The sequence below is a fragment of the Bradyrhizobium macuxiense genome (assembly GCF_001542415.1).
GTDB classification, from domain to species: domain Bacteria; phylum Pseudomonadota; class Alphaproteobacteria; order Rhizobiales; family Xanthobacteraceae; genus Bradyrhizobium; species Bradyrhizobium macuxiense.
The window spans coordinates 156,546-169,623 of the sequence record NZ_LNCU01000081.1; the positions used below are offsets into that span (position 1 = coordinate 156,546).

The window sequence follows — 13,078 nt, forward strand, 5'->3', positions numbered from 1 at the left end:
ACTTCGCAGGAACAACGCTGTGCCGGGTTGGTTGTCAGACGTACGCAACGATGCAAGGCACTTCGGATGCCGAATTCCTGCGATCGATTGCTTGCTTCCTGGAGTCTTCTGTGCCTGCTTCTTTTGGGCGGCTGCAGTGACAAGCTCGATTGTGATTCAATCGAAACCCGGAAGGCCGTGCTCCAGATGGTTGCGGACGACCACCGCAATCCGTTGGCCAAATATGCCGCCAAGGAATCAACCGCGAAGCCAAGCTCGGAAAACACCAAGCCGCTCTATCTTCTCGGCGACAAAATAGTCACGACCTCCGTGAGCGCGGACAAGCGAACGCTGCAATGCAGCGGCGCAATTTCTGCTGCCGTCGGCGACACGAAAGCTTCGAAAAAGATTGATTTCACGGTGCAGCAGACATCAGACGGCAAGATCTCCGTCTCAGTTGTTCCATTCCAATTTTGAGTCCCCTGATCGCTTGCTTGCGGTGCTGGATGCCTGGAGAAATGGCCTGGCCACCGCAACGCCGTGCTCGTCAGCCCGGAATCTGCACCGGCAGATTCTCGATGCCGCGCACGAAGCTGGAATAGACCCGCTTCGGCTCGCCGACCACCTCGATGCGATCGAAGCGCTTCAGCATCTCTTCCCAGACGATCCGAAGTTGCAGCTCGGCGAGGCGCATGCCGACGCAGCGGTGGATGCCGAAGCCGAACGACAGGTGGATGCGCGGCCGGGTGCGATCGATGATGAACTCGTCGGGCCGCTCGATCACCTCGTCGTCGCGGTTGCCCGAGACGTACCACATCACCACGCGGTCGCCCTTCTTGATCTTCTTGCCGCCGATCTCGGTATCGACAAGAGCGGTGCGCCGCATATGGGCAAGCGGCGTCTGCCAGCGGATCACCTCCGGCACCATCGTGTCGATCAACGCCGGGTTCTCCTTCAGCTTCCGGAACTGGTCCGGATGTTCGTGCAGCGCCAGCACCGAGCCGCTCATGGTGTTGCGCGTGGTGTCGTTGCCGCCGACGATGAGCAGGATGATGTTGCCCATCAGATTGTCGGGGTCCATGTGCCGCGTGGCGTCGCTATGCGCCATCATCGACAGCAGATCGTTCTTCGGCGGCGCATTGACACGCTCGTTCCAGAGCCTTGAGAAATACGCGTAGCAGTCGTCCATCTCGCGGCGGCGCTGCTCCGCCGATTCCACGATGCCGCTCTTCGGCAGCGCGGTCGTAACGTCGGACCAGCGCGTCAGCTTGCGCCGCTCCTCCCAGGGGAAGTCGAACAGCGTCGCCAGCATCTGCGTCGTCAGCTCGATCGAGACGCGCTCGACGAAGTTGAAGGTCTCGTTGCGTGGCAGATTGTCGAGCACGGTGGCCGAGCGCTGGCGGATCAGCTTCGCCAGCTCGTCCAGATGCTGCGGCGTGAACATCGGCGAGACGGTCTTGCGCTGATGGGCGTGCTTCGGCTGGTCCATCGCGATGAAGCTCGGCCAGTCGTAGCCCGGCGGCACGTCACGGATCGAGATGCCGCCGAGCGTGGAGTCGGAGGAGAAGATGCCGTGACTGGTGTCGACATGCATGATATCGTTGTACTTCACGACCGACCAGTAAGGTTCGATCGGCGCATTGGTGCAGTAGTGTACCGGCTCTTCCTTGCGCAGTCGTTCGAACCACGGCCACAGCGTGTCGTTCTGGAACAGCCGCGGCGCGCCGGGATGAAAATCCTTCAGCGGCGTGGAATAGGCTTCCTCGCGCGCCTGGCGCAGCAGCTCGGCCTTGTCGGCCTGAATGGGGGTCTGTACATTCATTGCTGTGGATCCCGGTTGGCTCGTGACGCGTCAGGCGGCAATGCGCACCGGCAGCGTCTCGTAGCCCTTGATGAAGCTGGAATACACCCGCTGCGGCTCCCCCACCACCTCGATCGTGTCGAAGCGCTTGAGGATCTCCTCCCAGATGATCTTGAGCTGCAGCTCGGCAAGGCGCAGGCCGACGCAGCGATGGATGCCGAAACCGAACGAGATATGGGTGCGCGGCCGTGCACGCTCGATGTTGAACTCGTAAGGGTTTTCGATCGCCTCCTCGTCGCGGTTGCCCGAGACGTACCACATCACCACCTTGTCGCCCTTCCTGATCTGGCGGCCGCGGAATTCGTAGTCGGCAAGCGCGGTGCGCCGCATATGGGCGAGCGGCGTCTGCCAGCGGATCACCTCGGGCACGAAGCTGTCGATCAGCGCCGGATTCTCCTTCAGCTTGCGATACTGGTCCGGATGCTTGTTCAGCGCATAGATGCTGCCCGACAGCGTATTGCGCGTGGTGTCGTTGCCGCCGACGATCAGGAGGATCAGGTTGCCGAGGAAGTTCTTCGGATCCATGTTCCGCGTGGCGTCGCTGTGCGCCATCATCGAGAGCAGGTCGCTCTTCGGCGGCTGGCTGCTGCGCTCCTTCCACAGCCTTGCGAAATAGCTGGCGCATTCCATCAGCTCGGCCTGCCGCTCGTCTTCGGTGGCGACGAGGCCACCGGCGCCGGGCAGGGTGGTCGCGACGTCGGACCAGCGGGTCAGCTTGCGGCGGTCTTCCCAGGGGAAATCGAACAGCACCGCGAGCATCTGCGTGGTCAGCTCGATCGAGACCTTGTCGACCCAGTCGAACACCTCGCCGCGCGGCAGATTGTCGAGGCATTCGGTCGAGCGCTTGCGGATATTGACGGCAAGCTCGTCAAGGTGCGTCGGCGTGAACATCGGCGCCACGGTCTTGCGCTGCGCCGAATGGCGCGGCTGGTCCATCGCGATGAAGCTTTCGCGGCGCAGATCCGGCGGCACGTCGCGGATGGTGATGCCGCCGAGCGAAGCCGCCGAGGAGAACACCGAATGGTTGGTCTCGATGTCCATGATGTCGTTGTACTTGGAGATCGACCAGTACGGACCGAACATCGAGTCCTTGCAGTAGTGCACCGGATCTTCCTTGCGCAGCCGATCGAAATACGGCCAGAAGGTATCGGTCTTGAACAGTTCGGGATGGCCGGGGTCGTAGTCCGACAGGGAAAGCGCATGGGCGCGCTCGCGCGCGGCATCCAGATTCACGTCTTTGCCGAGATCGATGGTCCCGTGCATGGGCGGCTCCTCAACCGGTTTGCACCGGAGCGTTGCCGGCGCGGTGATGTTTTACCGAATTACATTCCCATTCGCGAATTTGCGCAAGGGCTCTCGACGCGCATTTGGCCGCATTGTCGGCGGCTGAGCGTAGCGGCCCGATCCCGGGCCGTTTCGCTCTTCGCACGAAGAAAGCGCGGCAAAACAAAAAGCTAGAGCCAAGTTCTGGTGCTCAGGGCCGACGGGGGCTCGGGTATGTTTGAAACACCGTTTTAATTCAGCTGGGATGAGGCCATGCGCAACGGATGTCCAATGCCGGCCCTGGCAAGACCGCTGATGCGATCCGCGGCCGGGAGCATGTCAGCAACGAGATCGCCTCGCGTGCTGTTCGCCAAGACGACGTGTGGGGAGGCGAGCGCTCGGCCGCAGGCGACGGGGGGAGGTGACACGGTGCGGCTGCATCAGCGCGTGGCGCCCCCCATCGATTTCACGTTCCGCGCAACACCCCGTTAATGCAAAGCTTCCGCCAAGATGCCGATATGATGCCGCGCCCTCGACCTTCCGTGAAACCTGGATCACACTCGCTGCGACTAATCTGTGCTTTTGATCCGCAGAGATTGTCGCCGCCTTTGGGAGTGACCCGTGAATGACATGAGCTGGACCCCGCTGGGGCCGCCACAACCGCAGCCGCAGCCGGTTCCGCCGCCGATGCCGGTGGCATTTTCAGGGAATCGGAAAGATTTTTTCCATTTGATCGTTCGCGGCGCCGGGCTCGAGCTCGTCACCGTCGGCTTCTACCGGTTCTGGCTCGCGACCGACATTCGCCGTCACCTCTGGTCGAACACGCTCGTCGACGGCGACGGGGCGGAGTACACCGGCCGCGGCAAGGAGCTCTTGATCGGCTTCCTGGTCGCGCTCGCGATCCTGGTGCCGGTCTATCTCGCCTATTTCCTCGCGGGCCTCGAGGCCGAGCACGTCAAGGCGTTCGCCTCGCTGCCGCTGGTCGCCTTCTTCTATGTGTTCGGCCAGTTCGCGATCTACCGCGCGCGGCGTTATCGCCTGACCCGCACGGTGTGGCGCGGCGTCCGGTTCTGGATGAGCGGATCGGGCTGGATCTACGCATTGCAGGCCTCCCTGTGGGGACTCCTGGTCCTGGTCACGCTCGGCCTTGCGCTCCCGTGGCGCGAGGCGGCCCTCGAACGCTACAAGATGCGCCACTCCTATTACGGCGATCTGCAGGGCTCATTCGAAGGCAGCGGCTGGGAGTTCTTCAAGCGGGCATGGTGGCTATGGCTGCTGACGCCGTTCGCGTTGTACCTCATGATCTTCGCGCCGTTCGTCTATGGCGCGTACAAGGCGATCGAGTGGCGCTGGTGGCTGTCGGGCATTCGCTTCGGCGAGGTCAGGCTGGAATCCACGCTCCGGCGCAGCGCGCTGATCGGGCTCTACTGGAAGGTGATCGGCTGGATCACGCTGCTCGGCGTTGTGTTCTTAGGTTATCTGCTGCTGTGCACGTTCCTGGTCGCGAGCATCGACGGCTCATCGATAGAGACGTTCTTCAAGACCGAGGCATTCGCCAAGAGCATTCCGCTGCTGGCCCTGCTCGTCATAGGCTACCTTGCCTTTGCGCTGTCGTTGAACGTTGTGATGCGCGTCTATCTGCTGCGCGATCTCTGGATCCGGGTGCTGTCGTCGACGATCGTCCATAACCTTGAGGCGGCCGCCAATGTCACTGCGCGCGGCGAGCTCGCCAATGCGCTCGGTGAAGGTTTCGCCGACGGCCTCGATGTCGCGGGATTCTGATCGATGACGCTGGAGGACGATGCAACCGGCGCCGTGCGGCCCTCGCAGGAGGCTACGGCGATCTATTTCGACGGGACGTCGAGCAGGCGGCACATCGTGGCGCTTCGTCTCGGCGAGACGCTCGAGATCGGCGAGGACGGCGCGACGCTTGCACGCTGGTCCTATGCCGACATTCGCCGTGCCGACAGCCCGTCCGGTATCTTGCGGCTGAGCTGCCTCGCTGCGCCGTCGCTGGCGCGGCTCGAGGTTCGCGACGCGCGGCTTGCTGCCGACCTCGTCGCGCGCTGCTTCCACCTCGAAGACAACCTTCCGAACCGCAAGGGTGTCGCCGCGATCGTCGGCTGGTCGCTGGCGGCCGCGGTGTCGATCGTGCTAGTGGTGCTGTTCGGCGTGCCGCGCGCCGCCGAGCGGCTGACGCCGCTGATGCCCGACTCCTTCGAGCGGCGGCTCGGCGACGTCGCCGACGCGCAGGTCAAGGTGATCTTCGACGCCAAGCACTGCAGCAACGCCGCAGGCCAGGTCGCGTTCGAGAAGCTGGTCGGCGCGCTCAGGCGGTCCGCCGGTCTCGACAATGCGGTACAGTCGGCGGTGCTGGCGACGTCGGTGCCCAATGCCTTTGCGCTGCCGGGCGGCAAGGTCTACCTGTTCAACGGGTTGCTGGCGAAGGCCGAGAACCCCGACGAGATCGCCGGCGTGCTGGCCCACGAACTCGGTCATGTCAGGCATCGCGACAGCATGCGCGAGTTGATCCACAATGGCGGAACCTCGTTCCTGATCGGGCTGTTGTTCGGCGACATCACCGGCTCCGGCGCGCTGATCTTCGCCTCGCGCACGCTGGTGACGTCGTCCTATTCGCGCGACGCCGAGACCAATGCCGACAGCTTCGCGATCGAGACCATGCACCGGCTCGGCCGTCCCGCGAAGCCGATGGGCGAACTGATGCTGCGCGTCACCGGCAAGGAAGGTGGCAAGGGGCTGTCGCTCGTCTCCAGCCACCCGCTCACCGAGGACCGCCTCGCGCGCATGGGCAACGCCGACGGCGGCAGCGCGATCACCGGAGCGCCGCTGCTGTCGGCGGCCGAATGGCAGGCGTTGAAAGGGATTTGCGGGGCGGGGAAGGTGTAAGGGGGGCGAATTCGAGACCGAACGTCGGAGGAATCCCATGCCGAATGACGTCAGATACTGGTTTCCTGCCAAGCGATACGGCTGGGGTTGGGGCTTGCCCATCACCTGGCAAGGTTGGGCGATCTTCGCAGGCTTCCTGGTCCTGGTCGTCGTCGGTGCCGCGACGCTCGCTCGGCAGTCTCCGGTCGGTTTCATCGCCTATATCCTGGTCTTGTGCGCGTGCCTCACCGCCGTGTGCTGGTGGAAAGGTGAGCCGCCGCGCTGGCGATGGGGCGGCGAGTAGCCGCGACGTCGTGACACCACGCACCGCGCGAGCGCGAGGCCCCGGCAATCACCCGGGACGCGCAACCCCTCCGCCGCGTTATGGCTGTCGCATGCTCCGGCGCGGCTACTTCACCAGCCGGAACTTGCCGCCCTCAACCTTGATCAGGAACGCCGACCGCTCGTCGTAGCCATTGTGATCGGTCGCGCTCATCGTCGAGAGGCCGTTGTTGAGATAGACATCCTTGCCGCGCTCCAGCTCGTCGCGCAGGGCTGCGCGGAATTCCGGCGTGCCGGGCTTCGCCACTTTTAACGCGTTCGGCACCGCACGCTTGAACAGCGCGATGGCGTCCCACAGATGCGCGCCGAAGATGTTCGGGCTCGAGCCGTTGACCTTCTCGTAGGACGCGACGAACTCGTCGCGCACCTGCCGGAATGGATCGTTTGCCGGGAGATCGTCGGCGATGGTGAAGGCCTCGCCGGTGAACACCGCGCCCTCGACATTGGCGCCGCCGAGCTTGATGAATTCCTCCGACGCGACGCCGTGGGTCTGGAAGATCTTGCCGGCGTAGCCGCGCTCGCGCAGCGCTTCCTGCGGCAGCACGGCCGGCGTGCCGGCGGATGCGATGAACACGGCGTCGGGGTTGGTCGCGATCACCTTCAGCGCCTGGCCGGTGGCGCTGGTATCGGCGCGGGCGTAGACCTCATGCGTCGTGACAGTCAGGCCCATCGTCGGCGCGAGCCGGCTGATCTCCTTGTAGTAGCCCTCGCCATAGCCGTCCGACACGCCGATATAGCCGAGCGTCTTTACTCCGGATTTCGCGATGTATTTCAGGATCGCGCTCGCCATCAGATCGTCATTGGGCACCACCTTGAACGCCCAGCGGCGCCGGTCGTCGATCGGCTGCACGATCGCGGTTGCCGCCGCGAGCGAGATGATCGGCGTCCTGGATTCCAGCGCGACGTCGAGCATCGGCATGGTCACGGGGGTCAGCGAGGAGCCGATCAGGATGTCGACGCCGTCCTGGATCACCAGGCGCCGCACGTTCTGCGTCCCCTTGGTCGGGTCGGATTCGTCGTCGAGCGGGATGTAGACGACCTTCTCGCCGGCGATCTCCTTCGGCAGCGCCGCGATCGTCCGCATCTGCGGCTGGCCGAGCGCCGAGCCCGGTCCGGACGCCGAGACCACGATCCCGACCTTGATGTCCGCGTTCGCGTCAGGCGCGACCAGCATCGCACTCGCAAATATCCAAAGTCCGGCAACAGCCAGCTTCATTGCAAATCCCTCCCTGAAAGTTCTTTTTGTGATGTGCGGCCGAAGATAGCCGGAACGCGATCAGTTTCGCATCATATCGATTCCGGACCATCCGTCTGTCCCCCTGATTGGGGACATCCAGCGACTGCAGGAAGCGGCGTGGCTACGCATCATCCTGCCGCCGGATTTCGCTCTCGGAAGAAATCAACCCGGCATTGGCCGGGTTAGCTCGTGGCGTTTAGTCGCAGCTCGTCGCAATCCTCGGTGCCATGCGCGGTCCGCTGCCGGAGCAGCATCGGAAGCCCGTTTGCCGGACGCAAGGTGACGCGCTGCATAGGCCATACCTTCGCATCGGGCAGCAGCCGCATCTCGAAATTGTGGGTCAGCAAGGCAAGCATGATCGTGGCCTCCTGCAAGGCGAAAGACGCACCGATGCAGGTGCGCGGGCCGATACCGAACGGCAGATAGGCGAAACGGGGAATCTCGCTGCGCGCTCCCGGCAGAAACCGAGCCGGGTCGAATGCGTCTGGGTTGCTCCAGAGCCGGCGATGTCGATGCAGAACGTAGGGCGCAATCACGATCAGCGACCGTGGGCTGATCATGGTGTCGCCCAATATGTCGGCCCCGATAGCTGCGCGGCTGAGTGCGGCGATCGGCGGATAGAGACGCAGCGCTTCCTCGACGACCGCCTTTGTCACGACCAGCCGATCCGCAAGTCCGTCGGACGCATCGGCCAATTCGCGCGCCGCCTCTTCCTCCACCCGACATCGCCACTCGGGGACTTGCGACAGCAGGAAGATCGACCAGGCCAGCGCATTGGCAGTCGTCTCGTGGCCTGCCGACAGGAAGGTGAGGATGTTCGAGCGCACCTCGCGCAAGCCAAGTCGTCGTCCCGTCGAGGGATCCATGGATTGCAACAGCAGCGTCAGGAGATCGTTCGGGACGTTATCTCCGGCGTGACGAGCGAGCCGCTCACGTCTCGTGTCGACGATCGTATCGATCACCTGCTCGAAATACGCCATCGTTCGACGCAGGCGGCGATAACCGGGACGTGGTACCGACTGCGGCACGCCTAACAGATCGAGCATCCCGATGCGGCCGACCACGCTGAAATAGGCGTTCATCGCGGACCGGAAGTCATCCAGGTCTCCGCCGATGCCGTCCGAGAAGATTGTCAGCGCGAGCACGTTCAGGGTCAGCAGGGCCATTTCGGCGGCGATGTCGACCGTGGTGTCCGGCGCTATCCTCTTCCATTTCGTCACCAACTCATTCGCGGCCTTCAGCATCGCCGGCGCGAATGACGCCACGGTCCGATAGGCGAAGATGGGAGCGATCGTGCGCCGTTGAATCTCCCAACGCTCGCCTTCGACGCTCAGCAGGCCGTCCGACAGTCCGGATGAGAGTACCCTGCGCTGGATCGGGTCCTTGCGGTAGTTCCTCGAATTATCCATTAGCACCCGTCTGATGGCGCCTGGATCGTGAACCAGGAATGCTTCGGTGAACGGCAGGCGGACGCGTGCAATCGGTTCTTCAAAAAAGTCCGCGCTCCAGCACTCGAGCGGATTTCGCTTTAACGTGATCAATAGCTTGATCAAACCCGGCCGGGACAATGGAGGATCCGGCGCGGGCGGGAGAAATTCCATTTCATGGCAATGCAACATGATCAGCTACATCAAAAAAGTGAATGCAAGTGAACGGGACCGGGCGGGGTTGGTTCCGTGCTTCGCCACTCCCTCGCATGAAGCGGCATGTGTGACGCGGTGCAATACACCGCGATCAACGCGGCGGGGGCGCCCGACCGCCGTGATGCCGCAGACCGCCGACGCCCCGTTCTACCAACTGTATTTCCAGGAGCCCGGCGTCGCCGAAGCCGAGTTCGAGAAAGATCCACGCCGGACTCTAGGGGCGATGCTCTACGGCGCATCCGGGGAAGGGACCGCCGCGATCCGCGCGCTAGCCGCAAACAGCGGCCAAACGCCCGGCGTCGGCATGGTGCCGCGCAACGGCGGCTGGCTGCCATCAGGCGTGCCGCCATTGCCGTCACGGCTCAGCGCCGCCGACCTCGATCTCTACGCCGGAGAATTCGCGCGCAGCGGTTTTCGCGGTCCGCTCAATTACTATCGCAACGTCGATCGCAATTGGGAGCTGATGGCGGCCTTCGATGGGGTGAAGGTCACGGTGCCTGCGCTCTATGTTGCCGGCGATCACGACATGGTCGTGGCGTTTCCGGGCGCCGCCGAGCAGATCGCCAACATGAAGCAGGTCGTGCCGCTGCTGCGCGAGATCAGGATGCTTCCGGGCTGCGGCCACTGGACGCAGCAGGAGCGTCCCGCGGAGGTCAACGCCGAGCTCATCGCGTTTCTGCGCAGCCTGCCCAACTGAACCGTTGCATCAGCGACGGTTGCTTCGCCGAACCACGAAAACATGATCGCACGACACGCGCGATGAACGCGTGTTCACCTGCGTTACGAAATGGTCACGGAGGTTTCGTTGAACGGCCATGCCTGATTGACTAGGTTTTTGTTGAACAGGAGGGTCTTTCCATGAAACGGTCGCAGCATCTCTTGGACAACGCAATGATCTGTTCCAAGCTTGCCAAGCGTTCAACCGACAAGCCGACGAAGGCTCGTTTCAGGCGCATGGAAGCGGCCTGGAAGGCCCTGGCGCGCGAGCAGGATTGGCTCGACGGTGAGATCGCTCCGATCGAGGCGTTTCGGTTTGCCCGCCCGGCCGGCGTCAGGCAGTCCCACGCCGCATGACGTTGCGACCGTGGGGCCGATCGAGCTCTGTGCGACGATCGCGTCCGCGGCTGCATAGCATCATGACCTGGTTACGCCGATCCGTCTTATGCGGTGAGCGCAGCAAGGCCGGTCCCAGACATCCGGTGGGCGCGCGTCCGCTCTTGGGCAATTCTCTCGGTACCCCCTCTTGGGCACCTTCGTGAGATGCCTTTCGGGGGGCGCTGCGCGCCACGTACACTCGGCGGTTGTTGCCGGCAGCAACCTGTGACAACATTAAAAACCGGGTGGTCGTGATGTCTGGAGGCCTATGCCACGGCGGAAATATGCTTGGGAAAAGCTGTCGGACGGGCAGTTGCTGGAGCAACGCCTCAGCAGTCTGAGGGTCGCGGTCGAAGGCACCTGGCTCGAGGATTGTCTCAACAGTCTGTATGAAGAGCTCGAAGCACGGGGCATCCGGCTGCGGCCGCACGCATGGATCTCGAGCGAATGGTTCAGTCCGGCAAACGTGCCCGGCATTGCGATCCCATTCTATCTCGCCCATCCCCGCTTGATGAAAATCGAAAAGAAGATGATGCTCGACGTCGAGGGCGGCACCTGGTCCCAGTGCATGGCCATTCTCCGTCATGAGGCAGGCCATGCCATGCAGCACGGCTACCAGCTGCAACGCCGCCGGCGCTGGCAGCAGCTGTTCGGTCCGTCTTCGAAGCATTACCCGCGCTACTACCGGCCCAATCCGGCGAGCCGGCATTATGTCCAGCATCTCCGGCTCTGGTACGCGCAGAGCCATCCCGACGAGGATTTCGCCGAAACCTTCGCGGTGTGGCTGCGGCCGCGTTCGAACTGGCGGACGCGGTACGCCGGCTGGCCGGCACTGAAGAAGCTCGAATATGTCGACGAGCTGATGGGCGAGATCGCCGGGAAGCGGCCGCTGATCGCGACACGCGAGCGCGTCGATCCGCTGCATGAGCTCAGCCAGACGCTGGGCGAGCACTACAGGAGGAAGCAGGCGTTCTACGCCTTCACGCCGCCGAAGACTTACGACCGCGACCTTTCCAAGCTCTTTTCCGCCGATCCCCGGCATCGACGGCGGCCACCGGCTTCGGCCTTCATCAGGCGGCACCGGGCCCAGATCAGGCAACTGGTCGCGCGGTGGACGGGAGAGAACCAGCTCACGCTCGATGCCGTGCTCGACGACATGATCTCGCGCTGCCGCGAGCTCGATCTGCGTGCCGTCGGTTCTGAACAGAAGCTCGTGATCAACTTCACCATCCTGCTGACCGCCAAGACCATGCACGCGCTGTTCGGCCCGTCGCGGCGGAAATGGATCGCGCTATGAGGCGCCTTCGCATCCTCGTGCTCATGCATCCGGACTGCGTGCCGCCGGACTCGACCGACGGATACACCGCGCAGCAGATCAATGCATGGAAAACGGAATTCGACGTCGTGAGTACCTTGCGTACGGCCGGCCATGACGTTCGCCCGCTCGGCGTGCAGGAGGAAATCAAGCCGGTGCGCGACGAGATCGAGGGCTTCAAGCCGCACGTGGTCTTCACCCTGCTGGAGGAGTTCCACTATGAGGTCGTGTACGACCACCACATCGCGAGCTATCTCGAGCTGATGAAGATCCCGTATACCGGGTGCAACCCACGTGGCCTGATCCTGGCGCGCGGCAAGGATCTGTCCAAGACGCTGGTGCATCATCGCCGGATCGCGGTGCCGGCCTTCGCCGTGTTCCCGATGCATCGCAAGGTCAAGCGGCCGCCGCGTCTCGCGCTGCCGCTGATCGTCAAGAGCCTGAACCAGGATGGATCGCTGGGGATCTCGCAGGCCTCGATCGTCGATACCGACGAGAAGCTCGCGGAGCGGGTCGCCTTCATCCATGAGCGGGTCGGAACGGCCGCCATTGCCGAGCAGTATATCGAGGGACGTGAGCTCTATGTCGGCGTGCTCGGCAACAACCGGCTGCGCGTTCTGCCGGTCTGGGAATTGAAGTTCGGCAGCATGGGCGGGCACGGCGCGCGGCAGATCGCCACCGAAAAAGTCAAACACGATCCCAGCTACCAGGAACGCGTCGGAATCGTGGATGGCCCGGCCAAGGATCTGGCGCCGGAAGTATCCGCCCGCATCCAGCACATGGCGAAACGCATCTATCGGACGCTGGGGCTCGATGGATACGCGCGCATCGACTTCCGCCTCGCCGCCGACGGCATTCCGTATTTCATTGAAGCTAACCCCAATCCCGAAATCGCGAAGAGCCAGGAGTTCGCAACCGCGGCTCAGCACGACGGATTGGACTATCCCGATCTGCTGAACCGCATTGTGACCCTCGGAATCAGCCGTGCGAAGGCAGGCGTGTCCCTGGGCTGAACGGCAAGGCGAGCCGATGGCGGGTTTCTGCTGCCGGAGCGGGCTGGACGTCTGCCTCAGTTGCCGCGGTGGGTGGCCATCTGCCAGACGTTTGCCCAGGAATCCCGGACCGTCGCTCGTCTGTCGCCATAAGGCATGTCCGCAGGTGTCTCGATCGATTCAGCGCCGCCTGCAATCGCCCGCCGATAGGCCTCGTCTACATCGTCAACATAGACATAGAGAAAGGCCGGCATTGCCTCGCGTACGCCGCTGCCGTCGCTGACAAGGATAATCGAATCGCCGATGCGAATTTCCGTTGGCGCTCCGGATCGAACCTTTCCGTCCGCGCCGAACACCGTCCGCAGGAATCCGGTCAAGCCGGCGACGTCGCTCGTGAAGATCCTCGGCAGGACGGAAGGCCAGCCGACGGGCCTGGATTGGCTCATGTCCTGTCTCCGACTAGGT

13 protein-coding genes are annotated in these 13,078 nt (G+C 63.4%); 8 read left to right on the forward strand and 5 right to left on the reverse strand.

The features are described 5' to 3' along the window. Positions 1-66 precede the first annotated feature (66 nt). Positions 67-456 (forward strand): hypothetical protein, encoded by a 390-nt coding sequence (locus AS156_RS23900; RefSeq protein ID WP_136626400.1) that lies wholly within the window; start codon positions 67-69, stop codon positions 454-456. 70 nt (positions 457-526) lie between these two features. On the opposite strand, the gene AS156_RS23905 is transcribed toward AS156_RS23900, so the two are convergent. Then, positions 527-1,801 (reverse strand): cytochrome P450, encoded by a 1,275-nt coding sequence (locus tag AS156_RS23905; RefSeq protein WP_066509320.1) that lies wholly within the window; start codon positions 1,799-1,801, stop codon positions 527-529. A 30-nt stretch (positions 1,802-1,831) separates the two neighbouring features. Then, positions 1,832-3,103 (reverse strand): cytochrome P450, encoded by a 1,272-nt coding sequence (locus AS156_RS23910; protein ID WP_066509323.1) that lies wholly within the window; start codon positions 3,101-3,103, stop codon positions 1,832-1,834. 630 nt (positions 3,104-3,733) lie between these two features. Between AS156_RS23910 and AS156_RS23915 the strand changes: the two genes are divergently transcribed. From AS156_RS23915 to AS156_RS23925, 3 genes are read left to right on the forward strand one after another with little or no spacing between them, the layout of a single operon-like run. Next, a complete protein-coding gene (locus AS156_RS23915; protein ID WP_136626413.1) occupies positions 3,734-4,885 on the forward strand; it encodes a DUF898 family protein in 1,152 nt (383 codons plus the stop codon). Between the two features lie 3 nt (positions 4,886-4,888). Next, positions 4,889-6,010 (forward strand): M48 family metallopeptidase, encoded by a 1,122-nt coding sequence (locus AS156_RS23920; protein ID WP_136626401.1) that lies wholly within the window; start codon positions 4,889-4,891, stop codon positions 6,008-6,010. A 37-nt stretch (positions 6,011-6,047) separates the two neighbouring features. After that, entirely contained in the window at positions 6,048-6,293 is a 246-nt protein-coding gene (locus AS156_RS23925) for a hypothetical protein (RefSeq protein ID WP_066509331.1), read from the forward strand. A 105-nt stretch (positions 6,294-6,398) separates the two neighbouring features. On the opposite strand, the gene AS156_RS23930 is transcribed toward AS156_RS23925, so the two are convergent. Next, positions 6,399-7,547: an ABC transporter substrate-binding protein gene (locus tag AS156_RS23930; RefSeq protein ID WP_066509332.1), complete on the reverse strand. Its 1,149-nt coding sequence runs from the start codon at positions 7,545-7,547 to the stop codon at positions 6,399-6,401. A gap of 203 nt (positions 7,548-7,750) precedes the next feature. Further along, the gene (locus AS156_RS23935) at positions 7,751-9,187 is read right to left on the reverse strand and encodes a cytochrome P450 (RefSeq protein WP_066509333.1); all 1,437 of its coding nucleotides are present in this window, start codon (positions 9,185-9,187) and stop codon (positions 7,751-7,753) included. A gap of 145 nt (positions 9,188-9,332) precedes the next feature. Here AS156_RS23935 and AS156_RS23940 point away from each other — a divergent pair, with 145 nt between their 5' ends. From AS156_RS23940 to AS156_RS23955, 4 genes are all read left to right on the forward strand, one after another. After that, on the forward strand, positions 9,333-9,908 hold the full coding sequence (locus AS156_RS23940; RefSeq protein WP_245313031.1) for an alpha/beta fold hydrolase: 576 nt from the start codon (positions 9,333-9,335) through the stop codon (positions 9,906-9,908). Positions 9,909-10,102: 194 nt separating this feature from the next. After that, positions 10,103-10,285 (forward strand): hypothetical protein, encoded by a 183-nt coding sequence (locus AS156_RS23945; RefSeq protein ID WP_347336643.1) that lies wholly within the window; start codon positions 10,103-10,105, stop codon positions 10,283-10,285. Between the two features lie 289 nt (positions 10,286-10,574). Continuing rightward, positions 10,575-11,603, forward strand: coding sequence for a putative zinc-binding metallopeptidase (locus AS156_RS23950; RefSeq protein ID WP_066509338.1), 1,029 nt, complete (start codon positions 10,575-10,577; stop codon positions 11,601-11,603). Beyond that, entirely contained in the window at positions 11,600-12,634 is a 1,035-nt protein-coding gene (locus tag AS156_RS23955; protein ID WP_066509341.1) for a D-alanine--D-alanine ligase family protein, read from the forward strand. The genes AS156_RS23950 and AS156_RS23955 overlap by 4 nt, the downstream gene beginning before the upstream one ends. A 56-nt stretch (positions 12,635-12,690) precedes the next feature. Here the strand turns inward: AS156_RS23955 and AS156_RS23960 are convergent, their stop codons facing one another. Then, positions 12,691-13,059 carry a glyoxalase/bleomycin resistance/extradiol dioxygenase family protein gene (locus AS156_RS23960; RefSeq protein WP_066509344.1) on the reverse strand — a complete coding sequence of 123 codons (369 nt, stop codon included), beginning with the start codon at positions 13,057-13,059 and terminating at the stop codon, positions 12,691-12,693. Positions 13,060-13,078 lie beyond the last annotated feature (19 nt).

Coding starts and splice junctions, on each gene's coding strand:
- AS156_RS23900 (WP_136626400.1), top strand. CDS start 67: ATGCCGAATTCCTGCGATCGATTGCTTGCTTCCTGGAGTCTTCTGTGC.
- AS156_RS23905 (WP_066509320.1), bottom strand. CDS start 1,801: ATGAATGTACAGACCCCCATTCAGGCCGACAAGGCCGAGCTGCTGCGC.
- AS156_RS23910 (WP_066509323.1), bottom strand. CDS start 3,103: ATGCACGGGACCATCGATCTCGGCAAAGACGTGAATCTGGATGCCGCG.
- AS156_RS23915 (WP_136626413.1), top strand. CDS start 3,734: ATGAGCTGGACCCCGCTGGGGCCGCCACAACCGCAGCCGCAGCCGGTT.
- AS156_RS23920 (WP_136626401.1), top strand. CDS start 4,889: ATGACGCTGGAGGACGATGCAACCGGCGCCGTGCGGCCCTCGCAGGAG.
- AS156_RS23925 (WP_066509331.1), top strand. CDS start 6,048: ATGCCGAATGACGTCAGATACTGGTTTCCTGCCAAGCGATACGGCTGG.
- AS156_RS23930 (WP_066509332.1), bottom strand. CDS start 7,547: ATGAAGCTGGCTGTTGCCGGACTTTGGATATTTGCGAGTGCGATGCTG.
- AS156_RS23935 (WP_066509333.1), bottom strand. CDS start 9,187: ATGTTGCATTGCCATGAAATGGAATTTCTCCCGCCCGCGCCGGATCCT.
- AS156_RS23940 (WP_245313031.1), top strand. CDS start 9,333: ATGCCGCAGACCGCCGACGCCCCGTTCTACCAACTGTATTTCCAGGAG.
- AS156_RS23945 (WP_347336643.1), top strand. CDS start 10,103: ATGATCTGTTCCAAGCTTGCCAAGCGTTCAACCGACAAGCCGACGAAG.
- AS156_RS23950 (WP_066509338.1), top strand. CDS start 10,575: ATGCCACGGCGGAAATATGCTTGGGAAAAGCTGTCGGACGGGCAGTTG.
- AS156_RS23955 (WP_066509341.1), top strand. CDS start 11,600: ATGAGGCGCCTTCGCATCCTCGTGCTCATGCATCCGGACTGCGTGCCG.
- AS156_RS23960 (WP_066509344.1), bottom strand. CDS start 13,059: ATGAGCCAATCCAGGCCCGTCGGCTGGCCTTCCGTCCTGCCGAGGATC.